This is a genomic window from Pseudomonas sp. PDM19 (assembly GCF_014852215.1).
In the GTDB taxonomy this organism is placed as follows: Bacteria; Pseudomonadota; Gammaproteobacteria; order Pseudomonadales; family Pseudomonadaceae; genus Pseudomonas.
Window position 1 is genome coordinate 1 of sequence record NZ_JACVBG010000002.1, and the last position, 25,156, is coordinate 25,156.

Annotated in this window: 24 protein-coding genes; 20 read left to right on the forward strand and 4 right to left on the reverse strand. The window is 61.9% G+C overall.

Annotated features, from left to right (window positions below):
* The 4 genes from IB273_RS31400 to IB273_RS08235 form a co-directional block, all read left to right on the forward strand.
* The coding region (locus IB273_RS31400) for a hypothetical protein (protein ID WP_225610144.1) at positions 1-233 on the forward strand (233 nt) is incomplete at its 5' end.
* A gap of 71 nt (positions 234-304) precedes the next feature.
* Complete coding sequence (locus IB273_RS08225; protein ID WP_081516420.1) at positions 305-961, forward strand: paraquat-inducible protein A; 657 nt, start codon at positions 305-307, stop codon at positions 959-961.
* The gene (locus IB273_RS08230; protein WP_192223830.1) at positions 948-1,568 is read left to right on the forward strand and encodes a paraquat-inducible protein A; all 621 of its coding nucleotides are present in this window, start codon (positions 948-950) and stop codon (positions 1,566-1,568) included. Before IB273_RS08225 ends, IB273_RS08230 begins: the two co-directional genes overlap by 14 nt.
* Positions 1,561-3,861 carry a PqiB family protein gene (locus tag IB273_RS08235; protein ID WP_192223831.1) on the forward strand — a complete coding sequence of 767 codons (2,301 nt, stop codon included), beginning with the start codon at positions 1,561-1,563 and terminating at the stop codon, positions 3,859-3,861. The genes IB273_RS08230 and IB273_RS08235 overlap by 8 nt, the downstream gene beginning before the upstream one ends.
* Before the next feature lie 120 nt (positions 3,862-3,981).
* Here IB273_RS08235 and mksF read toward each other — a convergent pair whose 3' ends face one another.
* Genes mksF through mksB form a run of 3 tightly spaced genes read right to left on the reverse strand, consistent with a single transcriptional unit; the run spans position 3,982 to position 8,856 of the window.
* Entirely contained in the window at positions 3,982-6,816 is a 2,835-nt protein-coding gene (gene mksF, locus IB273_RS08240; protein WP_192223832.1) for an Mks condensin complex protein MksF, read from the reverse strand.
* The gene (gene mksE, locus IB273_RS08245) at positions 6,813-7,589 is read right to left on the reverse strand and encodes an Mks condensin complex protein MksE (RefSeq protein ID WP_151188343.1); all 777 of its coding nucleotides are present in this window, start codon (positions 7,587-7,589) and stop codon (positions 6,813-6,815) included. Before mksE ends, mksF begins: the two co-directional genes overlap by 4 nt.
* Positions 7,579-8,856, reverse strand: coding sequence for an Mks condensin complex protein MksB (mksB, locus tag IB273_RS08250; protein WP_081516416.1), 1,278 nt, complete (start codon positions 8,854-8,856; stop codon positions 7,579-7,581). The genes mksE and mksB overlap by 11 nt, the downstream gene beginning before the upstream one ends.
* Positions 8,857-9,073: 217 nt before the next feature.
* Between mksB and IB273_RS08255 the strand changes: the two genes are divergently transcribed.
* The 14 genes from IB273_RS08255 to IB273_RS08320 all read left to right on the forward strand — a co-directional run bounded on the left by IB273_RS08255 (position 9,074) and on the right by IB273_RS08320 (position 22,867).
* Positions 9,074-9,679: a hypothetical protein gene (locus IB273_RS08255; RefSeq protein WP_192223833.1), complete on the forward strand. Its 606-nt coding sequence runs from the start codon at positions 9,074-9,076 to the stop codon at positions 9,677-9,679.
* 247 nt (positions 9,680-9,926) lie between these two features.
* Positions 9,927-11,009: a hypothetical protein gene (locus tag IB273_RS08260; protein WP_192223834.1), complete on the forward strand. Its 1,083-nt coding sequence runs from the start codon at positions 9,927-9,929 to the stop codon at positions 11,007-11,009.
* A gap of 1 nt (position 11,010) precedes the next feature.
* Positions 11,011-12,591 carry a hypothetical protein gene (locus tag IB273_RS08265; RefSeq protein WP_081516414.1) on the forward strand — a complete coding sequence of 527 codons (1,581 nt, stop codon included), beginning with the start codon at positions 11,011-11,013 and terminating at the stop codon, positions 12,589-12,591.
* Between the two features lie 3 nt (positions 12,592-12,594).
* Positions 12,595-13,125 (forward strand): DUF6160 family protein, encoded by a 531-nt coding sequence (locus IB273_RS08270; RefSeq protein ID WP_192223835.1) that lies wholly within the window; start codon positions 12,595-12,597, stop codon positions 13,123-13,125.
* A 115-nt stretch (positions 13,126-13,240) separates the two neighbouring features.
* Positions 13,241-14,074 carry an energy transducer TonB gene (locus IB273_RS08275; protein WP_151188340.1) on the forward strand — a complete coding sequence of 278 codons (834 nt, stop codon included), beginning with the start codon at positions 13,241-13,243 and terminating at the stop codon, positions 14,072-14,074.
* On the forward strand, positions 14,071-14,523 hold the full coding sequence (gene rimI / locus IB273_RS08280) for a ribosomal protein S18-alanine N-acetyltransferase (protein ID WP_081516411.1): 453 nt from the start codon (positions 14,071-14,073) through the stop codon (positions 14,521-14,523). The genes IB273_RS08275 and rimI overlap by 4 nt, the downstream gene beginning before the upstream one ends.
* 184 nt (positions 14,524-14,707) lie before the next feature.
* Positions 14,708-16,096, forward strand: a complete 1,389-nt coding sequence (locus IB273_RS08285; RefSeq protein ID WP_192223836.1) for a flavin monoamine oxidase family protein — start codon at positions 14,708-14,710, stop codon at positions 16,094-16,096.
* On the forward strand, positions 16,071-17,315 hold the full coding sequence (locus IB273_RS08290) for a C69 family dipeptidase (RefSeq protein WP_192223837.1): 1,245 nt from the start codon (positions 16,071-16,073) through the stop codon (positions 17,313-17,315). The genes IB273_RS08285 and IB273_RS08290 overlap by 26 nt, the downstream gene beginning before the upstream one ends.
* Positions 17,316-17,379: 64 nt before the next feature.
* Positions 17,380-18,024, forward strand: a complete 645-nt coding sequence (gene can / locus IB273_RS08295) for a carbonate dehydratase (RefSeq protein WP_081516408.1) — start codon at positions 17,380-17,382, stop codon at positions 18,022-18,024.
* Complete coding sequence (locus IB273_RS08300; RefSeq protein ID WP_192223838.1) at positions 18,021-19,022, forward strand: isocitrate/isopropylmalate dehydrogenase family protein; 1,002 nt, start codon at positions 18,021-18,023, stop codon at positions 19,020-19,022. The genes can and IB273_RS08300 overlap by 4 nt, the downstream gene beginning before the upstream one ends.
* 80 nt (positions 19,023-19,102) lie before the next feature.
* A complete protein-coding gene (locus IB273_RS08305) occupies positions 19,103-19,795 on the forward strand; it encodes an SOS response-associated peptidase (protein ID WP_192223839.1) in 693 nt (230 codons plus the stop codon).
* Between the two features lie 312 nt (positions 19,796-20,107).
* Positions 20,108-20,971 carry a restriction endonuclease gene (locus IB273_RS08310; RefSeq protein WP_192223840.1) on the forward strand — a complete coding sequence of 288 codons (864 nt, stop codon included), beginning with the start codon at positions 20,108-20,110 and terminating at the stop codon, positions 20,969-20,971.
* Between the two features lie 67 nt (positions 20,972-21,038).
* Entirely contained in the window at positions 21,039-21,788 is a 750-nt protein-coding gene (locus IB273_RS08315) for an FRG domain-containing protein (protein WP_192223841.1), read from the forward strand.
* 2 nt (positions 21,789-21,790) lie between these two features.
* Positions 21,791-22,867: a DUF262 domain-containing protein gene (locus IB273_RS08320; RefSeq protein WP_192223842.1), complete on the forward strand. Its 1,077-nt coding sequence runs from the start codon at positions 21,791-21,793 to the stop codon at positions 22,865-22,867.
* Positions 22,868-22,920: 53 nt separating this feature from the next.
* Here the strand turns inward: IB273_RS08320 and IB273_RS08325 are convergent, their stop codons facing one another.
* Positions 22,921-23,253: a hypothetical protein gene (locus tag IB273_RS08325; RefSeq protein ID WP_192223843.1), complete on the reverse strand. Its 333-nt coding sequence runs from the start codon at positions 23,251-23,253 to the stop codon at positions 22,921-22,923.
* A 642-nt stretch (positions 23,254-23,895) separates the two neighbouring features.
* On the opposite strand from IB273_RS08325, the gene IB273_RS08330 reads away from it, so the two are divergent.
* Positions 23,896-24,168, forward strand: a complete 273-nt coding sequence (locus tag IB273_RS08330; RefSeq protein WP_045217776.1) for a hypothetical protein — start codon at positions 23,896-23,898, stop codon at positions 24,166-24,168.
* Positions 24,169-24,391: 223 nt separating this feature from the next.
* Positions 24,392-24,727: a lysogeny maintenance protein PflM gene (gene pflM, locus IB273_RS08335; protein ID WP_192223844.1), complete on the forward strand. Its 336-nt coding sequence runs from the start codon at positions 24,392-24,394 to the stop codon at positions 24,725-24,727.
* Positions 24,728-25,156 lie beyond the last annotated feature (429 nt).

The following is a 25,156-nucleotide window of genomic DNA, read 5'->3' on the forward strand; positions in this document are numbered from 1 at the left end:
TCCCGAACTCAGTAGTGAAACGACGCATCGCCGATGGTAGTGTGGAGTTTCTCCATGTGAGAGTAGGTCATCGTCAAGCTCCTATCCCAAGACCCCTGGTCAGCATCGCTGGCCGGGGGTTTTGCTTTTGCGCGGGAAAAAATGGCAAGGGCGACGAAGGCTGCGCGCAAGTTCCGCGCATGCTGGGCATCGCGGAGAGCTGTATCCCTGGCAGGTTTCTCCAGAAATTTTGAGGCATGCTACGGGCACCGGAGACGCAGTTGCGTCGTCTACAATAGCTTTCAAATTTCCCCTGAGTTCCTACATGCCCGACATCGAAGGACATGCCTTGCAGGACCTGCCTCTGGATGAGCTGATGGCTTGCCACGAGTGCGACCTGCTGATGCGTCGCGAGCCCGTTCCCCTAGGGCATCGATCAGTCTGTCCGCGTTGCGGATACGAACTGGAAATCCACCGTCCCCATATGGTTCGCCGCGCCCTGGCGTTGGTACTGACGGCGCTGTTTCTGTACATCCCGGCGAACTTTCTGCCGATCATGCATATCACCATCCTGGGCCAGACCAGCATGGATACCGTGTGGAGCGGCGTCGTAGGCCTGTATCACTCGAATATGGCCGGCGTCGCCTTCCTGGTGTTCCTGTGCAGCATGGTAATTCCACTGCTGAAGCTGCTCTGCCAGTTGTTCGTGCTGGTCTCCATTCGCTACAAGGCGCTGCGCGAGCACGGCATGTTGCTGCTGCGCGGCTACCAGCATCTGCGGGAGTGGGGGATGCTGGAGGTATACCTGATGGGCATCCTCGTCTCGATCGTCAAGCTGATAGGGATGGCGGAGCTGCACGTCAGCGTTGGCCTGGCCTGCTTCGTGGGCTTGCTGCTCACCCAGGTCTGGCTCGAAGTCACGATGTCTCACCACCAGGTCTGGGGCGAGCTGTGCGGGGAGTTCGACGATGCGAGCCATTGATGCGGGGATCGTGGTGTGCGGCGAATGCCACCAGCTGAACCGCCGCGAGAAAGATGACGAGACTCACTGCAGCCGCTGTGGTGCCGTGGTGCATGAGCGTACGCCCAACAGCATCATCCGGACCTGGGCGCTGCTGATTACGGCGGCGATCCTCTACATCCCCGCGAACCTGCTGCCGATCATGACAGTGAACTTCCTCGGTAATGGGATGCCAGCGACGATCATGGAAGGCGTGGTCGAGCTTATCAATGCGGACATGATACCCATCGCTGCGGTGGTCTTCGTCGCCAGTATCCTGGTGCCCACCTTCAAGCTCGTTGGCATTGCGCTGCTACTGTATTCGGTGCAGCGGCGACAGCCGCTTTCCGCTCTGCAACGGAATGTGATGTACCGCTTCATTGAATGGATCGGTCGCTGGTCGATGCTCGACATCTTCGTCATCGCGATCCTGGTGACGCTGGTGAACTTCGGTAACCTGGCCAGCATCGAGGCGAACCTCGGTGCAGCCGCATTTGCCAGCGTGGTGGTGCTCACCATGCTGGCTGCAGTGACTTTCGATCCCCGGCTGATCTGGGATAACACGGACGCGGAAGAAAACGATGAGTGACCTCCCAACACCCAAGATGCGCAAGACCACCAACTGGTCGGCTATCTGGATCCTTCCGCTGATTGCCCTGGCGATCGGGGCCTGGCTGGCATGGCGTGCCTACGACCAGGCGGGGATCATGATCCAGATCCAGTTCGAAAGCGGCGAGGGTATCCAGGCCAACAAGACCGAGGTGATCTTCAAGGGGATCGGCGTCGGCAAGGTCGTCGACCTGCACGTTAACAAACCGACGCTGGGCGTGATCGCCATGGTGGAGATGCGCAAGGAGGCCGCCGAGTACCTGAGCAAGAGCACGCGCTTCTGGCTGGTCAAGCCGCGGGTTTCCATCGCCGGCGTCACCGGTCTGGAGACACTGGTCTCGGGCAACTACATCGCGATCGACCCGGTGAAGGGCGAGCAGCAGAAGGAGTTCGTCGCCCTGAAGGAGCCGCCGCCGCTCTCCGACAGCCTGCCAGGCCTGCATCTCACGCTGAAGGCTGATCGCCTGGGCTCGCTGGAGCAGGGCAGTCCGATCTATTACCGGCAGATCCAGGTCGGCCAGGTGAAGAGCTACCGGCTGGCGGAAGACCAGAAGACCATCGAGGTGAAGGTCCACATCGAGCCGGCCTACGCCAACCTGGTGCGTAAACACACGCGTTTCTGGAATGCCAGCGGCATCACCCTTTCTGGCAGCCTGAGCGGCTTGAAGCTGCGTACTGAGTCTCTGGCAAGCATCGCTGCCGGCGGTATCGCCTTCGCTACGCCGGAGAACTATGCCGACAGCCCGCCCACCGACCCGACCAAGCCCTTCCGTCTGTACGAGGATTACGATGCTGCGCAAGCGGGGCTCAGCGTCAAGGTGAAGGTCAGCGATGTCAGCGGCCTGACTCCGGGCAGTACACCGGTGATGTACAACGGTGTTGAAGTCGGTACGGTCAAGAGCATCGACATGGACAAGGACTTCAACGGCGCCACCGCCACCCTGTCCATGGATCCGCGCACCGAAGAGTTCCTCAACAGCAAGACCGAGTTCTGGATGGTCAAGCCGAGCATCTCGCTGGCCGGCATCACCGGCCTCGAGGCCCTGGTGAAGGGCAACTACCTCAATGTGCGCTTTGCCAGCGACGGGGAACCGACCCGTGATTTCGTCATCCGGCCCAAGGCGCCACCGTTGAATCTCGACTCACCGGGTCTGCACCTGGTGCTGACCACGGATCAACTGGGTTCGCTGGAAGTCGGTACACCCATTCTCTATCGCCAGATGAAGGTCGGCAGCGTGCAGAGCTACCAGCTCTCCCGCCGTGACCCGTCGCGTCTGGTCATCGGCGTCCACATCGAGCCGGAGTACGCCAAGCTGGTGAATACTTCGTCGCGCTTCTGGAACATCAGCGGCGTCACCATCAGTGGCGGCCTGGATGGCATCAAGCTCAAGAGCGAGTCGCTGCAGACCCTGCTCGCCGGCGGTATTGCCTTTGATACGCCCGATCCCAAGGCGGCGCCGATCACCAAGGTGCGTCGCTTCGCCCTGTTCGACAGCGAAGACGATGCTCACCTGAAGGGCCAGATGATCGAGCTGCGTGCCGATACCGCCGACGGTCTGAAGGAAGGTACCGTCCTGCGTTACAAGGGCCTGGAAGTAGGCCGCGTGGAGCAGGTGGAGCTGAGCAAGGACCTGCAGAGCGTGCAGTTGAAAGCGCGTCTGACCCGCGGGGCGGATCGTATCGCTCGCCAGGGCACCCGATTCTGGGTAGTGGGACCGCAGGTCGGTCTGTCCGGTGTCAGCAACCTGGGCACCATCGTCAGCGGTCAGTACATCGAAGTTCTCCCCGCGTCCAAGCCCAGCCAGGCGCAGACCAGCTTCAGCCTGCTGGGGGGCGAGCCGAACCGCCTGCTCGATGCCGACGGCCTGCGCCTGACCCTGAGTGCGGCCCGTCGTGGCTCGCTCAAGACCGGCGTCCCGGTGACCTACCGCGAGGTACAGGTCGGCAAGGTGACATCCTTCGAGCTGGGCGAGACGGCTGACCGCGTGCTGATCCACATCCTCATCGAACCGCGCTATGCGGCGCTGGTGCGGACCGGCAGCCGCTTCTGGAACACCAGCGGTGTCGGCGTGGATGCCGGACTGTTCAAGGGCGTGAAGGTGCGCACCGAGTCGATGGAGACCATCCTCGCTGGCGGCGTGGCCTTCGCTACCCCGAACAACGCCGAGATGGGCTCGGTGGCCAAGCCGGGGCAGACCTTCGCGTTGTTCGACGAGGCCAATGACGAATGGCTGGACTGGGCGCCGAAGATCCCGCTGGGCAAGGCGAACTGAGGTTCAGCCGAACAGGAAAAGGGCTGCGATTGCGGCCTTTTTCATTGCTCAACTCGCTCCTACGAAAAGCGCAAAGAAAAAGCCCCGCAATGCGGGGCTTTTTTCAACGCTGAAGAAGCATCACGCCGGTTCGGCGCTGGCCTCCACGTCGTTATGCGCTGCCTTCTCGGTATCTCGGCGGCGGATGTACTTCCAGTCCGCCTCGTCTATGTAGATGCCGTTGGGGCCGCTGCCGCCTTCCAGGTCGATGGCCACCTGGGCCGAGACCTGCGGCTTCACGCTCGCCAGGATGGGCACGAAGCCCAGCTGCAGGCTGGTTTCCAGTAGCGCCGACTGGTTGCGTTCGTCGATGTCCGCCGCCTCGTCGAGGTAATAGGGCAGACGGATGCGGCCGGCCTGCTCGCGGTCCATCAGGTGCAGCAACAGGTACATGTTGGTCAGCGCCTTGATGGTCATGGTGGTGCCGTTGGATGCCGCGCCGTCGATGTCGGTGTGCATGATTGGCTGGCCGCCCATCTTGGTGATCTCGAACGCCAGCTCGAACAGGTCCTTCAGGCCGAGCTGGTTGTTGTTCGCCGCCACCAGGCGCGACAGGTAGTCCTTGGCTTCCTCGTTCTTGGCATCCTGCTCGGCGCTCTGGGTCAGGTCGAAGACCGAGAGGTTCTCGCCTTCTTCGTACTGGCCGGCGCTGTGGATGATCTGGTCGATGTGCTTGAGCGCGTCCTTGTTCGGCGCCAGCACGATGCGGAAACTCTGCAGGTTCGACACCTGGCGCTTGTTGATCTCGCGGTTGAACAGCGCCAGCTGGTGTTCCAGGTTGTCGTAGTCGCTGCGGATGTTGCGCAGGGTACGGGCGATGTCGGTGACCGCCGCGCGGCGCGCCTTGGCCAGGGTCATGGCTTCGTCGGTACGGTGCGCATAGGCGTTGATCAGCAGTTGCAGGCGACGCTCCGGATCATCCTCGCTGTCGAACTTGGCCACGCCCTTCAGACGCACCTGGGCATACAGCGCTTCGATCTGGCCGTCCACGCGCTGCAGCGATTGCCAGGTGTCCTGGTAGTCGTTGAGCAGCGGCAACAGATTGTCCATGGAGTCGTCGACCGGGTCCATGAACGGGATGCCGAAGGGCAGGTTCGCCGGCAGCAGTTGGCGACGGCGCAGGGCGTCGTCGAGGGTGCGTTGCTTGGCTTCCATGTCGGCCAGCTGGCGGCCGATCAGCTGCAGCTTGGCGGAGAGCTGCTGGACGCGTTCGGTGAAGGCGTCGGCGGAGCGCTTGAGTTCGTCCTGGGTGGCTTCCAGCTGGGCGAGCTGCTCCAGCTTGCCCGGCTCTTCAGCGCTCAGGGTCTGGCTGCGGCGGAAGTCTTCCAGCGCCTTCTGCGCGTCGAGCACGTCCTGGTACAGCTTGTCCGCCTGCGCCTTGCTGGCGTTGCGGTCGGCGGCCACGGCCTGCTGGGTCTTGAGCTGCTTGAGCTCCTTCTCCAGGCGCTCCTTCTGGTCGCGCAGGGCGGCGCGGTCGGCCAGGGCCTGCAGGGCCGGTGGCTCGATGGTGGAGAGGTCGATGGTCAGGCCGGGCACTTCGAAGCGCTCGCCCTTGAAGGCATCGAGGATCTTCTCGACGCTGCCGACCCACTGGCCGGCCTCGTCCAGGTCCACGCCTTTCTCGCCCAGCGGCAGGCTGAACAGTGCACCGTTGAACAGGCGCATCAGGCGCTCGACGTCCTGCTGGGAGAACTCCTCGCGCAGGCGGGCATAGCTGTTGTTGTCGGCATGCTCGAGCTGCTGGCGGACGCCTTTGAGGCGCTTCTCCAGGTCGCGCATGCGCTCTTCCAGGTCTTCGCTGGAGAACTGCCGGGAGTGCGCCAGGGCGCCGGCCAGTTCGTCGTGGGCGTCCTTGGCGGCGAGCAGCTGCTGCTCCAGAACCTTGACGTCGTCGACCAGCGCGAAGCGGTTCTTCAGCACGGCCAGCTCGCCCATCCAGCGCTGGATTTCGCTGATCTCGCGCTCCAGGCGCATCAGTTCGGCGGTGCTGCCGCGCTGCTCATTCTGCAGCCCGTCCTGCTCGCGGCGGTAATGCTCGGACTGGATGACCAGCTCTTCCTTGCGCGCGCCGGAATAGTCTTCCCAGGTGCCCAGCAGGTTATCCAGCAGCGGCGAGAGACGGTGCATCTTGCCGCGCAGCAGTTCGCGCTGCTGCACGCCATTGGCCAGGGCCTCGACCAGCGGGCCGGCGGCCACCAGGGCCTGGTAGTCGCCTTCCATGCGGCGCACGTCGCGGAAGGCTTCCTCGCAGGCGGCGATGTAGTCGACGCTGCCCGAGCGCAGGCTGTGCTCGAAGGCATCGAGGAACAGCTGCTTGAGCTTGGCGGCGGTGATCTCGCGCATGTGCAGCAGGTTGATGAACAGCGAGCGGAAGGTCTTCAGGCTCTGTTCACTGGTGGAACGCAGCGGGATCAGGGTGAGGTCCAGCGGGATCGAGGTGTGGCCGCCAACCAGCAGGCGGCGCAGCTCGTCGGGCTTGAGCTCGTAGGACTTGATGCCCTCGCGCTCGAGGTTCGCGTACAGCTCGCGCAGGCGCAGGCAGGTGCCGTTCTTCTGGTAGTGCTCCAGGTCCAGCTCGCCCTGGTAGGCGAAGAACTGGTGACCGAAGCCGCCGCCCGGACCGCGACCGCCGACGCCGATCACATGGCGGCCGTTGGGCAGGTCCAGTTCGACCAGGATGTAGCTGGTGTCAGTGGCGAAGTAGAACTTGCGCGAGGCTTCCAGGCTGTACTTGCCGAAGCTCATGTCAGACATGCGCGCGAGGATCGGGAACTGCAGCGCGTTGATCGATGCCGACTTGCCGAGGTTGTTCGCGCCGTACACCGACAGCGGCTGTTCCAGCGGGAAAATGCCGAGGCTGTAGCCGGCGGTATTGAGCAGGGCGAAGCGGCGGATGCCGTAGCGTTCCTGGGTCATGCCTGGGCCTCCATGTCGGCTTGTTCTTCGGCGATGGCGCGGGCGAGGGCGTCTTCTTCGCTCTCGTCTTCAATGGCGGCGTCGGCGGCAGCTTCAACGGCAGCGGCCTCGACGGGTTCGCTGATGGCAACAATCTCTTCGTCGGCATCGGCGGTATAGCTTTCGAGGATCACCACCGGCTCGTCGTCTTCTTCCATCAGCACCGGAGCGCTGAACTGCATTTCACTGGCATGCAGGTTGGCGGCCAGGTCGCGGTCCTGCTGGACCGACAGGCAGACGTCGAGGAAGCGGTGGATCGGCGGCAGGAAGCGGTACACGCCATTGTCCTCGGCGGCGAAGCCGAGCTGGGTGAGGCGGCGCATGACCTTCTCTTCCAGTTCTTCCTGGGTGGTCACCTCGGCCTGCAGGAACAGGTCGCGGTATTTCTCCAGCAGCGGTGGCAGCTCGTCGCGGCCGATGCTGCCGCCATCGAGGACGGCCAGCGGGTCGCGGCCCTGGTCGGCCAGGTGCTCGACAAGGATGAAGGTGAACAGCGCCAGGCGCTGGGCGGTCTTGTTCACCTGGGCGCCGACCTGTTCGGGCACGAAGTAGTAGAAGCCGCGGGTATCGCAGACCAGCTCGTAGCCCAGGCTGCGGAACAGTGCGCGGTAAGCGTCCTGCTGGTTGGACAGCTGGCTGTACAGCTCCGGGTCGCGGCGGCTGATGTGGAAGCCCTTGAACAGCTCGCGGAAGATCGGCGCGAGCTGGGTCATTTCGGTGAGATTAATCTGCATGCGATTCGCTCTTGCTGTCCTTGCCAGCGGTCGGGCCGGCGATCAGGGCGAAGGAGCACAGGCTGACGCTGTGCTGGAGAGTGTCGTATTGGCGGCGATCGAGGCGGTCGCGCTGGAAGCGGGCATCGCGCGACAGACGCGAGAACCAGTAGAGCAGTTCGTCGGTCGCGCCTTCGGGCTCCTGTTCCAGCAGCCACTGCATGAGGTCCGGCAGCGGCAGCGCGGCCTGGCAGCGGTCGAGCATTTCCCGGGCAGTGCGCGGCGAGCGCTGCGGGCCGTCGCTCTTGCGATTGCCGCTGGCCTTGGGGAAGTGCGCCGGCTTTGGCTGGAAGCTGGCGAGGGCGAAGACGTAGCTCTCGACCTGGGAGGCGGTGCCGAGGAAGTTGCTCTGCGGCCGGGTGAACATCGGCAGGGCTGCCTGGGGCACGGCGTCGATGCCTTTGCGACGGATGACCGACAGGGCCAGCGCGGCGCCACGGGTGATCGCGTTGTGCCGGCGCGCTTCTTCGCGCAGCGGCAGGAGCAGTTCGCGGGCGCGGCGCAGGGTGAGCTGGGCAGTGGTCTGCATTTCCAGGATGCGCGCGTGGGTGCGCAGCAGCTGGTCGTCGTCAACCAGCTGACCGAGGCGCGCCTGTTCGCTGAGCAGGCGCAGCAGCACTTGCTCCACGCGATGCACGCCCTGTTCGAAGGCGCCGTCGGCGGAGACCAGCTGGATCATCGGCTCGACGTACTCGTCCCAGGTCGCCAGGACTTCCGCGTAGCGCTGGCGCAGCGGAATCTGCCGGTCCTGGGTCTTGGCGCGTTCGGCCACGGCGACCAGCGCCTGTTCATCGTTGGCGAGCTTCTTCAGCACGTCGCGCACGCGCATGTCGAGCAGGCGCAGCTGGCGGGCCAGGTCGTTGCCGTCGCGTGCTTCGAAAGCTTCGCGGATGTAGCCGGCCAGACGCTCGAGGTGGCGCAGGTAGGCTTCGATCTCCAGGCACAGACCCAGACGGTGTTCCTGGCGCAGGTAGGCGAGGAAGTCGTGGATCTGCGCGTTCAGCTCGAATCGGTTGGGGCTCTTGGCCACCGGGACGAGGATGTCCAGGCGGACCCACTGGTCGAGCAGGGCGGTGATGTCCACCGGGGTGCTGTCGGGCAACTGGCTGGTGAGCTGGATGCGCAGCTCCACCAGGCTCAGAGTGCCGGCGTCGAAGCGCTCGCACAGCGGTTCGAGCAGCACCCAGTGTTCGGCGAGGGCGCGTAGTACGCGTCGTGGGTCGATCATCGGCTTGGTTGGGCCCGGAATGAACAAAGGGAGCGATTGTACTGCAAAGGCCTACCCCTGGCCGACAGGGTGACGAAACGCGTCAGTTTGCGACTGCACCATCAGCGCCCGTGTGACGTATCTCACGGAAAATGGGGCCTAAATGGCTGAATTTTCTGGCAAGTTTTTTGCCAAAGTCCTTACCAGAGACCTAGATATCAGAGTCTGATTTACGCAGATGACTTACGACGCCGCACTCGCCAAAGCCCGTTGGGCCGAACTGGAACGCCAGAACGATCTCGACTGGGACCTGGATGCGATCACCGATCGCAACGAAGCCATCGCCTTCCTGCAGCGCTTCGAGAATCGCTTGTGCATCTACTCGTCGTACGTCGAGAAGCTCTACAGCAATTACAGCTTCGTGATCCCGGAGAGCCAGGAAGGCGGCATCACCATTCTCCCGGACGAACAGGCCTGGTTCGACACCTTCCACGACATCCCCGGTGATGCGGTGGAGCTCACCGGCATCCACATCCTGCCCGGCGAGACCATGGGCTACAGCGGCCTGTACCTGAAGATTCCCGGCGAGCACCGGCTGGTGGCCTCGCGCGAGCTGCCCTTCCAGGACGGCCTGAAGCTGCTGATCAACCGTTACCGCATGCGTGGGGACATCTTCCTGCCGGTACTGGTGAAGGGCGACCTGCGCGAGTACGAGGCGCGCATGCCCTCGCTGCACCTGCACCGCTTGAATACGGCCAAGCTGCAGGCCCATTCGCGGCTGAACCTCGACGCCATCAAGGGCGCGATCGCCGAGCACCTGATCGGCCTGTTCCGCCACCAGTGAGCCGCCGATTGCCCGAAGCTGTCACCCCGGTGTGACGATGGGTAACAACCCGGCCCGGACTTTCCTTTCCTCGTCTATCGTTCGGAGCGATTTACTCGACTATGGGTCGGCCCGCCGTGGCGGGTGAATTCCTATAGTGGCATCACGGCGCGAGTCTCGACCTGTTCGCTGACCCGATACGCCCGACGAATAACAACAGGCGCCCGCGAACAGGGAGCCAGGAAAGGATTTTGGAAAGGAGAGTGCCATGCGTCAGTCCTCCGGTCCGCTCATGCGTGCCCTAGCCTTGCTCTGCGGCGGCCTGCTGGCCTTTTCCGCCCAGGCGCGCATGCAGTCGATGGGCGATGAAGAGCTGTCCGCCATCTCCGGCCAGGGCGCGATGCTCACCGTCGACGCTTCCACCTACCAGAACTACCAGTACACCCGGCTCAACTTCGGCGCCGACGTCAGCCTGCTGACCAACATCGACCAGTTGAGCCTGGGCAACTACAGCCGCACCGGGTCGACCACCGTCTCCGGCCAGCCGGCGGACATCCTGATCAACAACTTCGCCCTGGGCCGGGTGGACAACGCCAACTCCCCGGATGCCAAGGTGGTGCCGTTCCAGATCCGCGACCCCTACGTCGAGTTCGCCTTCCAGACCAACAACGGCGTACGCCAATTGGTAGGTGCGCGCGTCGGCTTCGGCAAGGCGCAGGGCGATCTCTCCGGCGACATCCTGTCGATCACCGGCAACCTGCAGGGGCAGATCTACGGCCCGGCCTCCATCGCCTACGACTACTACACCCGCAACGGCTGCCCGAACATCATCAACTGCCTGGCGCTGGCCGTGGCCGGCGATACCCCGGTGTACGCCGACGTGGTGCTGCTCAAGGGCGGCACCGGCGAGGCCACGATCAACGGCCAGCCGATCAACCGCGCCGAGCAGATCGGTATCGCCAAGGGCGACTCGCTGCATTCCGACGCCGGCGGCCTGATCGCCTCGCTGATCCCGACCCTGTCCACCACCAGCAACTGCCAGGCGCTGGGCCTGACGACCTGCTTCGATCTGACCAACTACAAGACCATCTACATCGGCAAGCCGGGCTCCACCGACATCAACACCGGCGCCCAGGGCATCTTCTTCTCCCTGCAGAACCAGAACGTGCCCTGGCAGGACCTCGCCAACGCCGGCAACTTCGTCAACACCCAGTCCGGCGCCTTCGCCAACTTCCCGAAGGTGGGCAGCGGTGCGGACGCGGTCTACCCGATCCTGATCAACCTCTACGACGCCCTGCGCGGCCTGCCCCGGCAGTCCACCTGCATGGGCTCGCAGGCGGCGGGCTGCTGACATGAGCTGGCGCGCAGCGGTAGCTGCCTGTCTCGCCGGTTGCCTGGTCAGCCTGCCGGCGCTGGGCATGAAGGCCCTGGATGATGATCAACTGGAAGAGGTCAGCGGCGCCGGCCTGGGCTTCTTCATCGATGGCTTCAGCTACGACCAGGCTACGGCCACCTCGAAGATCACCGGGGTGAAGAACAGCGCCAACCAGGATGTGCAGGTGGATATCACCGGCGCCTATATAAAAGGCGCCGGCAGCCAGCGCGGCACCCTCGACACCAAGGCTTACCTCGGCACGCCCATGCACCCCTTCACCCTCGGCCCGGTGAAGTACAAGGCGGGGCTGAACATCCCGGCCAACCAGGAAGCGCTGCAACTGATGACGCCGACCTGGACCGACCCGATCAACGACACCCACAAGTTCGGCCTCTGGTCCTATTACCAGGGCTGCCTGTATGGCGACGCCGGTTGCACCAACCCGGCCCAGGCGACCAACAAGATCAACGCCGAGCTGGACGCCCTGAAGACCCAGCGCAACACGCTGCTGACCACCTATTCGAACAACATGGTGACGCTCAAGAGCGGCATCGACGCCGACATGGTGGTGGTCAACCAGCGCAAGGCGACGGTGGATGCCGCGCAGGTGGTGCAGAAGAACAACTACAGCACCATGCAGAGCACCTTCAACGTAGCTCCGGCCAGGGTCTGCGATACCGTCCTGGGCATCGCCTGTACCAACAAGCCGGACTTCGGCGAGAAGTACAGTTGCGGCGGCATCGTCGGTTGCAGCAGCAACTCGGGGGTGAAGGCCTACAACGACTCGGTGGACAAGTACGCCAGCAGCACCTCTGACCTCACCAAGGCGCAGCAAGACCTCAGCGCCTCCTGGTCGGTCAGCCGCAACGGCGTCACCCTGAGCCAGCGCGCCAGCGACTACGACAAGTTCGTCCAGCTCTGCGGCGCGCAAGGTGGCAGCGCCACCACCTGCGTCAGCGGCACCATCAGTCGCACCGAGAAGAACGTCTCCACGGTACAACTGGTCGCTGGCGCCATGCAGAACTCGTCCGGCACTCGCATCCAGGGGCTGGATATCGGTATCGCCACCAAGTTCACCCTGCCCAGCACCGCCTACAACAGCAACGGCAGCGCGGGCGCCACCACCACCCGTACCGACTTCTTCTCCATCGCCCTGGAAAACTTCACCCTCAACGGCTCCTACCTCAACCTGTGGGGCGACGCCGCTGGCCTGAAGGCCTCCATGAGCCTGCAGATGTACGCCGACAAGCTAATCATTGCCGGCTGCGAGAATTGTGCCGACACCAACAAGGTGGTGGCCAAGAACGTCTACTTCGACCTCAACCTGGGCGACGCCAACTACCAGCCGGCGACGCTCTCGGTGGCCAGCAACGGCGACCTGATGCTCAGCGCGCCGGGCGTCACCTGGGCCAACCACGAGGCCTTCTACCAGAACGTGCAGAAGAGCAATATCAGCATCGGCAACCTGAACATCAGCGGCACCGACGTCGGTTCCCAGGCCATTCGCGGCCTGCGCATCGACTACCTGAACGTCCGTACCGTGAACCTGCCGCGCTAGCGCATGAGGAGACTCGCCGTGAAAACCGCACGCCATTCGAGCCGACTCCTGGCACTCCTGTTGCTGCTCGCTGCCGCCACCGCCCACGGCGAGATGCGCGGCCTGGATGACAGCGAAATGGCCGACGTCAGTGGCCAGGACGGTGTCAGCCTGAGCGTCAACTTCAACCTTGCCGCCAACACCGCCGATACCCGCTGCACCGGCGGCTGCGGTGCGCGACTGGCGATCCAGCCGCTCAACAGCACCGGCTACATCGTGCTGGACAACATCAAGGGCACCTTCAGCTTCGACGGCATGTCCATCGACATGGTGACCATCAACAACGGCTTCAATGGTGACGGCGCGCTGTTCAACCGCCAGGCCATGAAAGTTGGCCTGACCAACGCCAGCGCCAGCAACCTGCAATTCACCCTGGGCGGCTCCAACCAGGGCAAGGTGTCCGGCAGCGGCCTGCAGCAGACCAACCTGCTGACCTACCAGGCCACTGGCGCGGTCAAGCTCACCGGCAACGTCTACGTCTTCGGCACCCCGTAAGCGAAACGCACAGGCTCTCCGCCCACCGGCCTTTCCCCCCGGCGCGTTTCACGCGACAATCCCGCCTCGTCGTGTCGGCCTGCCCCTGCAGGCACCACCCACAGGTAAACGCCCCTTGATCGAAGAAGCCCGTCGCCGCGCCTACCTTGGCGCCATGCAGGTCGCCAGCTGGCTGCCGCGCGTGGTGCTGCCGTTCGCCGCCCCGTCGCGCCCGGAGCTGCTGGAACCCCCCGCGCCCATCGTCGCCGAGCCTATGGCTGCTGCGCCCGCCGCGGCTGCACGCGAGGCCGCCGCTCCGGTTGCTGCACCCGCGCCCGCGCCGGTCACGGCCGGCGAGCCCGGCTCTATCGCCGCGCGCCTGCTGCCCAAGGTCGGCGCCCAGGCCAAGCCGGCCGCGCCGGTCAAGGTTGAGGAATCGACCGAAGCGGAAGCCGAGCCGGCCGTCCGCGCGCCAGTCGCCCCGCCGCCGCGTTTCGCCCTGCAATTGCTGCGCGCCGGTGAATGCATCCTGCTGGTCGAACTGCCCACCGGCGAGCCGCTGGCCAGCCGTGACCCGGCCTACCTGCTGCTGAAGGACCTGCTGCGCGCCGCCGGCCTGCCGGACAGCCCGCAACTGATGGGCGAGCCCGTACGCTGGCCGCTGTTCTCCCGCGGCAATATGGACCAGGGCCCGCAAGCCGCCCGCGAGTTCGTCCAGGGTTTCGTCGCCGCGCGGCTGGAGGAGGGCGCCCCGTGCTCCTGCCTGTGGCTGGTCGGCATGCCTGCCGTGCGCTTCGCCGGCGAAGGCGATGAAGAATCCCTGCTGCGCGAGCTGCAGGTCGAAGGCCTGGGCGTCGCCTGGGCGCTGCCGGGCCTCGAGCGCCTGGCCGAAGAACCCACTTTGAAAGCCGACCTCTGGCGCGCCATGCGCCGGGTGCGGCAACGCTGGATGAGTCAGACCCCTGCATGAGCGACGCTGTTTCCTTCCGCCCGATGACCGAGGCGGACCTCGATGCCGTACTCAAGATCGAATACGCCGCCTTCAGCCACCCCTGGACGCGCGGTACCTTCGCCGACGGCCTGAAGAGCTACGAATGCTGGGTGATGTTCGAAGGCAGCCAGCAGGTCGGCCACGGCGTGATCCAGCTGATCCTCGATGAGGCGCACCTGCTCAACATCACGGTGAAGCCGGAAAGCCAGGGGCGTGGCCTTGGGCTGGCGCTGCTGGAGCACCTGATGAAGCGTGCCCACGAGAAGGGCGGGGTGGAATGCTTCCTCGAAGTCCGCGCCTCCAACGGCCCGGCCTACCGCCTCTACGAGCGCTACGGTTTCAACGAAATCGGCCGCCGCCGCGATTACTACCCGGCAGTCGGCGGTCGTGAAGACGCGCTGGTGATGGCCTGCACGCTGGTCGATTGATCTCTCTACGATTCCAGATCGGCGCGCTCCTACAGGTCCGCGCCGCAGCATCGACCGTTTGAACGAATTCCCCGCCGCGATCCATCCACAATTATTGAGAAATTTCCTGCCGATCGGGTTTTTCCGAGGGCGATTCCTGGCTTAACCTTAAGACCAATAACAACAAGAACATAAGGTCGCAAACATGAATCGCAGTGATGTGATCGTGGTGGGCGCCGGTATTTCGGGGCTGACTGCGGCCTGGCGTCTGGCGCAAGTCGGGCGGCGGGTGAAAGTGATCGAGGCCAACAAGCGCGTCGGTGGGCGCACCCTCAACCATCGCTTCGCCAGCGGCGAAGTGGTCGAAGTGGGCGGGCAGTGGGTCGGCCCGACCCAGGAGCGTATCCTTTCCCTGCTGGCCGAACTCGGCCTGTCGACCTTTCCGCAATGGAACCAGGGCGACAACCTCACGCTTTTCGGCGGCCGACTCAGGCCGTATCGCGGCACCATCCCGAAGTTTCCTCCCCACGTTCTGCTCGATGTCCTTCAGGCCCATGTCCGCCTGGACCGCATGGCGCGGGATATTCCGCTGGGCGACCCCAGCCTGCATCCCAAGGCGCCCCAGTGGGACAGCCTCACCTTCGCCGAGTGGCTGCGGCGAAACGTGCGGACTTCCACCGGGCGCAAGGTCTTCGAGCTGATGTGCGGCGCCGTGTTTGCAGCGAGTCCCCATGACCTCTCGTTTCTCCATGTCCTCTTTTATATCCACGGCGGCACCAACCTCGACACCGTGCTCGGCGTCGAAGGCGGCGCCCAGCAGGACCGCATCCTGGGCGGCTCCCAGCGGATCAGTGAGACCCTGGCCGAGCGCATCGGCGACGTCCATACCGGCGAACCCGTGCGCGCCGTGCGCCAGGACGGCAGCCGCGTCGAGTTGGTGACCGACCGCGGCACGCACCAGGCCAGCCATGTCATCTTCGCCATCCCGCCAACGCAACTGCTGCGCATCACCCAGGAACCGCTGTTGCCCAGCTGGCGCGACCAGCTCCTGCAACGGCTGCCGCAAGGCGCGGTGATCAAGTGCATGGCGCTCTACGACAAACCCTTCTGGCGCGACAAGGGCCTCTCCGGCCAGGCCACCAGCGAAACCGGCCCGGTGCGCCTGACTTTCGACAACAGCGTCCCCGATTCCGGACGCGGCGTGCTGCTGGGCTTCATCGAAGGCGACGAGGCGCGGCAATGGAACGCCCGGCCCGCCGGTGACCGCCGTGGCCAGGTGCTGGACTGCTTCGCCCGCTACTTCGGCGAGCAGGCACTGCAGCCGGTGGATTACGTGGACAAATCCTGGGCCGAGGAGCCGTTCGCCCGCGGCTGCTATGCCGCCCTGTTCCCGCCGGGACTATGGAGCAGCGGCGCGGCGCGCCTACGCGAACCCTATGGGCGTTTGCACTTCGCCGGCACAGAAACGGCGACGCGCTGGATGGGCTATTTCGACGGGGCCGTGGAGGCCGGGGAGCGCGCCGCGCGGGAAGTGCTCGGCGCGCGGGAAGATCACGGGGAGGAAGATTATGTGCGACACCTTGGTATTGCGTAGCGGCGGGGCCACCTGGTTCGCCAAGAACAGCGACCGTGAACCCGCCGAAGCGCAACGCCTGATCCGCCTGCCCGCCGTCAGCGGCGACAGCGCGGGCACGGTGCGCACCAGCTACCTGCAGATCCCCCAGGCCGCCAACCGCCACGGTGTCATCCTCAGCCAGCCTGCGTGGCTGTGGGGCGCCGAAATGGGCGTCAATGACAAGGGCGTGGCCATCGGCAACGAAGCCGTGTTCACCCGATTGACCCAGCGCGACGGTGAGGCCCTGCTCGGCATGGACCTGCTGCGTCTGGGCCTGGAGCGCGGCGGCAGCGCTCGCGAGGCTTTGTCAGTCATCACCGAACTGCTGGAGCGCCACGGCCAGGGCGGCCCGGCCGGCTATCGCAACAAGCGTATGCGCTACGACAACAGCTACCTGATCGCCGACCGTGACGAAGCCTGGGTTCTGGAAACCGCCGGGCGACTGTGGGCGGCGAAGAAGGTCGAGCGCTGGGCCATCTCCAACGCCCTGAGCCTCGGCCACGAGTACGACCTCGCCAGCCCCAACCTGGAAATCCAGGCGCGCCGCTTCGGCTGCTGGAACGGCCGCGGCGACTTCCACTTTGCCCGTGCCTTCGATGGCCGCGTACTGCCCTGGGTGGCTGGCGCCCACCAGCGCCGCCAACTCAACGAAGACTTCCTCGCTCACTGCCCGGCTCAGGTCGACTGGCTGGCGCTGGTGGTTGCCCTGCGCAGCCACGGCCATCGTGGGCACCGCTTCAATCTGCACGACAACCGGCAGATCTGCCTGCACGCCGGCAGCTTCTGGCGCCCCTCGCAGACCACCGCCAGCCTCATCGCCCGGCTCGACGGCGACTCTCCGCGCCTGGCCGCGACCGCGACCTCCGCACCCTGCCTGTCGATGTTCCAGCCGCTGGGCTTCGACGAGCGCGCCGGGGAAGGTCTGCTCAGCCGCGAGACCGACGCCGTTGAGGATTCGCTCTGGTGGCGCTTCGAAACCGTGCACCAGCGTGCCCTGGCCGACCCCGGCTTCGCCGACGCCCTGCGCGCCGGTCACGGCTGGCTGGAAACCGAGTTGCTCGGCGCCCTGGATCGGCGCACGCTGGATTGGCCGCGCCTCGCCGCCGAAGGCCAGGCCTGGCACGATGCCTGGCACCAGCTGGCGCTGCAGCAGGCGCCTCGCCCGTCGCGCTGGTGGCGGATGAACGCTGTGCGCTGATGCGGCTTGTCAGCCACGCCTGTGCTGCGTAAGGTGCCGCCAGCCAAATGATGAGGAGCCGGACATGAGCGATCTGCAGGAACTGTTCGACAACAACGCCCGCTGGGCCGAAGCCATCAAGCAGGAAGACCCCGACTTCTTCGCCAAACTGGCTCGCCAGCAGACCCCCGAATACCTGTGGATCGGCTGCTCCGATGCACGCGTACCGTCCAACCAGATCGTCGGCCTGCTGCCCGGCGACCTGTTCGTCCACCGCAACGTCGCCAACGTCGTGCTGCACACCGACCTCAACTGCCTGTCGGTCATCCAGTTCGCCGTCGACGTACTCAAGGTCAAGCACATCCTGGTCACCGGCCACTATGGCTGCGGTGGCGTGCGCGCTGCGCTGCACCACAGCCAGCTCGGCCTGATCGACGGCTGGCTGCGCACCATCCGCGACCTCGCCTACGAATACCGCGACCACCTGGCGCAGTTCGAGAAGGAAGAAGAGCGCGTCGACCGCCTCTGCGAGCTCAACGTCATCCAGCAGGTCGCCAACGTCAGCCACACCAGCATCGTCCAGAACGCCTGGCACCGCGGCCAGAAGATCTCTGTGCACGGCTGCATCTACGGCATCAAGGACGGCATCTGGAAGGACCTCAACGTCACCGTCAGCGGCCTCGACCAGTTGCCGCCGCAGTACCGCCTGCGCCCGCTCGGCCAGTCTTGAGCCAACGCCTGTGCGTCATCCCCGGTGACGGCATCGGCCGCGAGGTCGTGCCCGTCGCCGTGGAGGTGCTGCAGCGCCTGCTGCCCGGTCTGCAGGTAGAAGAAGCCGAAGCCGGCTGGGACTGCTTCCAGCGCCACGGCACCTCGGTTCCCGAAATTACCTATGAACGCCTTCGAGCCTGCGGCGCCGGGCTGTTCGGCGCGGTTTCCTCGCCCAGTCACAAGGTCGAGGGCTACCGCAGCGCCATCCTCAGTTTGCGCCAGACGCTGGCGCTGAACCTCAACCTGCGCCCCGTGCGTTCTCGCCCGGTCGTCTCACCGCGCGCTGGCATCGACCTGCTGATCCTGCGGGAAAACAGCGAAGGCCTCTACAGCGGCCGCGAGCATTGGGAAGCCGAAGGCGTCGCCATCGCTGAGCGGGTTATCAGCCACGCCGCCTGCGAACGCCTTGCCACGGGCGCCGCCGAACTCGCCCGCCTGCGCCACGCCCGGCGCATTACCCTCGTGCACAAGGCCAACGTCCTGCCGCTTACCTGCGGCCTGTTCCGCGACACCTGCCGCGACCTGCTCGCCGAAGACGGCTGGAGCGACGTGCTCGACGAACGCCTGGTCGACGTCGCCGCCCTGCAACTGGTCGAGCGCCCGGAAGCCTTCGACTTGATCGTCACCACCAACCTCTTCGGCGACATCCTCTCCGACCTCGCCAGCCACTGGGGTGGCGGCCTGGGCCTGGCGCCCTCGCTCAACCTCGGCACCGGTATCGCCCTGGCCGAACCCGTCCACGGCAGCGCCCCCGACATCGCCGGCTCCGGCCGCGCCAACCCGCTGGCCACCATCCTCAGCGCTGGCATGCTGCTGCGCCACCACTGGCAACTGCCCGAACTGGCCGACCGGCTCGATGGAGTTGTGGATGCATTCCTGCGGGAGGAGGGCAGGGTGGACTTCGGGGGCGAGACGACGCGGGTGATTTGGAAGGGTGTGCTGGAGCGCCTGGGCTAAACGGACGCCCATCGCCCTGTCTGGACAGCCCGCCATTCGACACCCAAGGTGAAAGTAACCCTTTCCCCAAGGTAGCCGGCATGTGCGGACGCTACGTCAGCCCCGAAGAGGCAGCCATCGAACGCTACTGGCACATCGGCGCGCGCACGCCACCGCGCTGGCTGCCGGCCTGCTACAACGTCGCCCCGACCATGACCGTGCCCATCCTGCGCCACGACGAAAACGGCCAGCTCGAACTGTTGCCCGCCCGCTGGGGCCTGATTCCCACCTGGTGGAAGGAGTCCACCCCGCCGCGCTTCTCCTTCAACGCGCGCAGCGAAGAAGCCGCTGGCAAACCTCTCTGGCGCGAAGCCTTACGCAGCACCCGCTGCCTCATGCCTGCGCTGGGCTGGTACGAATGGAACGAGAAGGAAACCGTACGCAACCCTGCCGGCCGCCAGGTGCACCAGCCGTATTTCATCCACAGCCCCACCGACCCCATCATCGCCATCGCCGGCCTCTGGTCCCTGTGGACAAACCCCAACGGCGAGCCCGTCCTGTCCTGCGCGCTGCTGACCAAATCCGCCGCTCCGAGCATTGAGGACATCCACCACCGCATGCCCGTGGTGCTGGCGCCGGAGAACTTCGAGGAGTGGCTGTCTGCTACCACGCGCTGTGAAGCGCTGGGCGAGTTGGTTCTCTATTCGCGTGAGGACTTCGCGGGGAATCAGGTGTCGTTGCGGGTAAACGATGCGAGGAATGATTCGGTGGAGTTGATTGACGAGGCTGAGTAAAGCGCGAGAAACGCTTTTTCGCAGGCGAAAGAAAAGGGGTTTAGCTTTCGCTAAACCCCTTTCGAGATATGGTGGCTACACCGGGACTTGAACCTGGGACATCAGCATTATGAATCGCATGAGAGCCTCCCCATGCTACCCCGAAGCCTTGTAAATCGGGCCTTTCAAAGGCGACAAAACCTCACTTCAACAGGCTGTTTCTGACAATTGGCCTTATGTAGTCACCCTAGAGTCTTTACGGGTACTAGCGTCTCGCGCTAGCTTCCGTGTATGGCCTCTGGCCATGAATGGATGCGTGTATAGGAGACTGGGATGGCTCGTCGCCGCAGAACCTCGCTTATCGAGGACCTCATAGAGATCGCTAGCCGCTTGCCCTGGTGGGTAAGCCTACTCATTGCTTTGGGCAGTTGGCTCATTCTTCACCCTATTGCCAACAGCCAGTCCGAAGTCCCCAAGGACTTGCACCAGATGGGGCAGTCAGCTGCCGGCCAACTCATTCGCACTTTCGCTTTTTTCGGCCAGTTCGTGTTGCCTGCAGTATTCGTTATAGGCGCCATTGGCTCAGTGCTTGCCAGGTCTGAGCGCAAGAAGCTGCACGCAAACGTGGCGAACGCGAGAGAGTCCGGAAAAACCATTGAAAGCATTAGCTGGCACGAATTCGAACTATTGGTGGGCGAGGCCTTTCGCCGTAAGGGGTTCACCGTTATCGAAAAGGGGGGTAACGGACCGGATGGCGGGGTAGACCTGGTTTTGCGATTGGGATCTGACAAGTACCTGGTTCAGTGCAAGCAATGGAAAGCCATAAATGTCGGCGTAACGGTAATTCGTGAGTTCTTTGGTGTGATGACTGCTGATGGGGCTTCAGGTGGGTTTGTTGTCACTTCAGGGCGGTACACCGCAGAAGCCAAGGAGTTTGCATGCGGGCGCAATATCCAGTTGATTGATGGGACGCTGCTTAAAAATTGGATTTCCAATCACAGTACGCCAGTAACTGATGTTCCGGAAAGAAACTCTGGGGTTGCAGAAAAAGCTTCATTCGCAGTTCCTGTTTGTCCCGTATGTAACGGGAAAATGATTATAAGAACAGCAAGGCGTGGGCTGAATGCGGGGGCGGAGTTCTGGGGTTGCTTGAAGTTTCCGGCCTGTCGAGGTGTAAGGAAGTTGGAGAAGGGTTGAGATGATTCTTAGCCCTAATTATATTTCATTTTTTTTGCTTGCTTAATGGCTAGGGTTAAGGGGTCGCATGAAACACGTGGAAGTTGAAGTTACAGGGATTAGTGATTTAATCTCGAAGCTGGAAGCTCATCGATCACCGGGAGATAAAGCGTGGTTTAGGGGACACGCTGATATTTCATGGGGGTTGGCTCCTTCGATTTCTCGCCAACGTGAAAATCCAGTTCAGGACGAGTTTGCCTACTTTAAAAAGTTTAAGCAGGATGCGGCTCGGGTTGTCTCTGACTTGCCATCGGATGAATGGGGGTGGATGTTTTTGATGCAGCACTACGGCATCCCTACTAGGTTACTAGACTTTAGCGAAAACCCTTTAGTTGCCCTGTATTTTGCTGTTAGCTCTCATCCAGGAGCTGATGGTGCGCTGTATGTCATGGATCCTGTTGCTTGGAACGCGGAAAACGGGATGCGAGGAAGCACGAAAGATGACATACCTCTCTGCGGGATCGACGAGGAAATGAGTCAGTATATGATGTCGTCCGCAATGCAAACCATCGGTGTCGGCCAGTCTGCGCCAGCACTTGCCGCAATTGGAGCAAGGAACTCAAGAAGGATTTTTGCGCAGGAAGGAACCTTTGTTGTTTTTCATCATGATATGGATATGGATGGAAAGGTTCAAAATGCAGATTGTAAGTCAGTGTGGCGTTATCGAATTAGTGCTACCAACAAAGAGTTAATAAAAAGACATCTTGCCTTGTTGAGTATTAATGAATTTAGTATTTTTCCTGAATTGGATAAACTTGCTAAAAAGATTGTGGGGTAGAAATGTCTAGATTCTCTGTTGATCCTTTAAAAGAAAATTCCTTGATGTATCTTTATGCGATTAAGGATGAGATTGATTTTGAGCCGGACTATCAGCGTCAAGGGGATATATGGCCTCTATCAAAAAGATATTTGCTGATTGATAGTCTGTTGAATGGTTTTGATATTCCTAAAATCTATTTTCATGAGATTAATAAGACGATAAAAGGTAGGTTTGTAAGGTATGCTGTTATTGATGGTAAGCAGCGGTTGGAATCGATATTTAAATTCCTGGAGGGTGAGTTTCCGGTCTCGGATCAGTTTTCTGATTTGACAGGAACCTTTGGCGAATTTTCAGGGAAGTACTATAAGGAGTTTGGAAGCATTAGTCTGAAGTTGAAGGCGAGATTTGAGTCCTTGCCCCTTCCCATATACGTGGTAAAAACTACTGATCTTGAATTAATTGAAGAGATGTTTTCTCGCCTGAATGAAGCTTCCCCACTAAATGCTCCAGAAAAGAGAAATGCGCTTGGGGGGCCGGCGCCGAAAGTTATTAAGTGCATTGCTGAGCACAAATTCTTTGAGTCAAATATTCCTTTCGACAATAGAAGGTATCGACATTATGATATCGCGGCAAAACTCCTTTTGCTTTCGGAAAGATCAAAAGTTGTAGATACTAAGAAAATACATCTTGATAAATTTGTTAAGTCCTTTGTGGGGGAGAGTCCCGCTTTGCTTGACCATCCGAGGGACTTGTGCCTTGAGGTCCTGGAGTCAATGAGTAAGGTTTTTATAAAGAGTGATCCATTGCTGCGGCTTGTGACCATGATTCCAATTTATTATTGTGTTTCATTAATAATGTCGTTGAGAGGAAACTTTTCTAGTCTAACTCGGAGTTCATTGCTTGAGTTTGATGAAGTTAGGAGGCTCAATCGGGACTTGGCGCAAGAGGATGAGGAGAACTTAGAGGTAAACTATGATTACTTGGAATTTGATAGGTTAACTCAGACGCCTAACGATTCCAGTGCGATAGAGTTTAAAATTAACATTCTGCTAAACTTCTTGGGTGAGCCTGAAACTCAAGGGAAAGCATTGGCATAGTTCTATGTTATGCGCGAAGGGGGAATCTCTTTCGCGCATTAATTCAGTCATGTTTACCATGACTTTTGTCGTAAGCCTTCGGTGCATTCTTTCACATCTTCATCAATGACATTTCCTGGCTTGATGCATTCCTTCATAGATCTGCGCACACCTCTATTGGCTTCCTTTTCGCGCTGAGCCTGCATCTTAAGGTTCCTTCTTGCTCCTTCCGCCAGAGGCCCTTTTCCGTCGGCAAGGTCTTGCATGATGCTTTTCTCGAGGTATCGCGCAGGCACCTCGATGATAGGTTTCATCGTTTCGGCTGCTTCGGCGAGGGCAGTTTTCTCTTCAGCAGATGCGATGGCAGCACAGCTAAATATGGCAAGAGCGATCAGCGCGTTCTTCATTTGAGTTACGTCCTTGTAGTCCGGGATGGGCACTATCTCGGGATGAGTATATTCAGCTAGACCTTAAGCTGATCGGGTCCAGCGTCAATAAGAAAGATCTGGAACAGTGAGCGACGACTAGTCCGTGGTCATGCTCATAACCTTATCTATCGCAATGCAGGTTTATCCCTGCTGCCTTTGCCTCATGTCTTCCTGGCGGATGTCTCTCGGGCAAACCAACGCCTAGCGACCGTCTTAGTTATCTCTATCCCGCGTCTTGTCCGGCCAAGTTTCGATCAGCCTCGTCGTATTCAGGGCTAATTTCCCCATTGGTTGGGTCAACCCTGCCTGTGCGCAACCATAGAGAGTACTGAGGGTAGTGCTCTGCAATGAGATCGAGCTCATTGGTACGGAGGTTTGCCCTCTTGTCGTACCGGATGGTTTTGCACCGTTCCTCCTTAATGCCGGTGGCAAGGCCAACCTCACGGTGGCCTATCTTAGATATAAATATGCGAACTCTTTCCTGTGTTGATTCCATATCGGTCTAAAAAAACCATGGTGAATTATTCCACTCTTCGCGGGGAGTGGTAATATTCCACATGTCTTGTGGAAATATTCCACCTGCTCGATATGTGCAGGTAGCCGTGATTATAGGGGGTTCACATGGAAGAATCTGGAATAGTGGGGTTCACCGTCACAGGCGCGATGGAAAAGGTCACGGATTTCCGTACCGCTCCATTCTGCTCCCAGGCGGTATTCGCTCAGATGCTGGGACTAGAGGACATCACGGAAGACGTGGTGCGTGGTTGGGTCGAAACCAAGACCGTGCCGACCGCCAAGATTGGCCGCCGCCGCGTCATCAACCTCCACAAAATCCGCCGCGACCTCGATCGGGGAAAGTCGATCTTCTGCCAAGGGGATTACGACGATGAGTAAGTCTCTTTGCGTGGTTGAAGTCGCAACCCTCTATTCGCATGCCGGGCAGGGACGGTGCCAGTGGGTCCGTTGTTTCATAGGACATGGCAGGAACCAGTGCTACGAGTTCATCGATCAAGTAGTAGGGGAGGTGGTCGCTGACGATCCGTTGGACTCCTTGCTCGCTCAAGAGCGCGCTAGAGAACTTTTTCGTCTGTACGGATTGAGGGTAGGTCGATGAGCCATGAACCTAATCCGTGCGTACCTGGGAAGACCGCATGCTTCGGACTGCGACTGCTCTGTCTGCTGGTCCCGTCGCGAACTGGCGCAGCCCGCAGCCTCCCTGTTCACACCCTGCACCGAGTGCCGCCCTACGCGGGTCTTCACGGTCGTTATCACGATGGCCAAGGTGGCGGGTGTGTGGCGCTCGATCCAATCGACGTACCGGGTGGAGCCGGGCTCTACCTGCGCGAAACACATGCCCGCGCTCCGTCCCCCGAAGTACTGGCACGTTATCTACGACAGCGGCAGGCCAACACCCTTCGTCCCTGTGCGCGAACCATTCGAGCTGGAGGGCTGAACCATGGTCTCTAACCCGATCCCGCACCTGATCTTCTGGCTCGTCCTGCTGGCGGTTGGCGCTGTGGTTGGCCGCTACCACGCTCGCCACACCATCCCCGCATGGGCCAGTCAGGTCCAGGGCCGCCGCACCGGCTTGTCCGAACGCGCTTTCCCGTTCGGACAAACGGAGCGCCGGGCGAAGCGCACCCTTGACCGTCCCCCACCCTGAATAGCCTCCGCTCGGGAGTGAGGGGCAGCACCACCGCCCCGCGCTCCTGAGCCCTCGGCGGCGAGAGCGGGATGACAAGGGCAGAGCCCTTTGTGTTTACCCACTCACCGCACGCACCACCGAAAACCCAGGCACCACCACACCCGCTGAATTAACGGCAAACGAGCCGAATTGCAGCAGCGGGCCAACTCATGCCCGAAAAAGGCAAAAGGAGCTTCA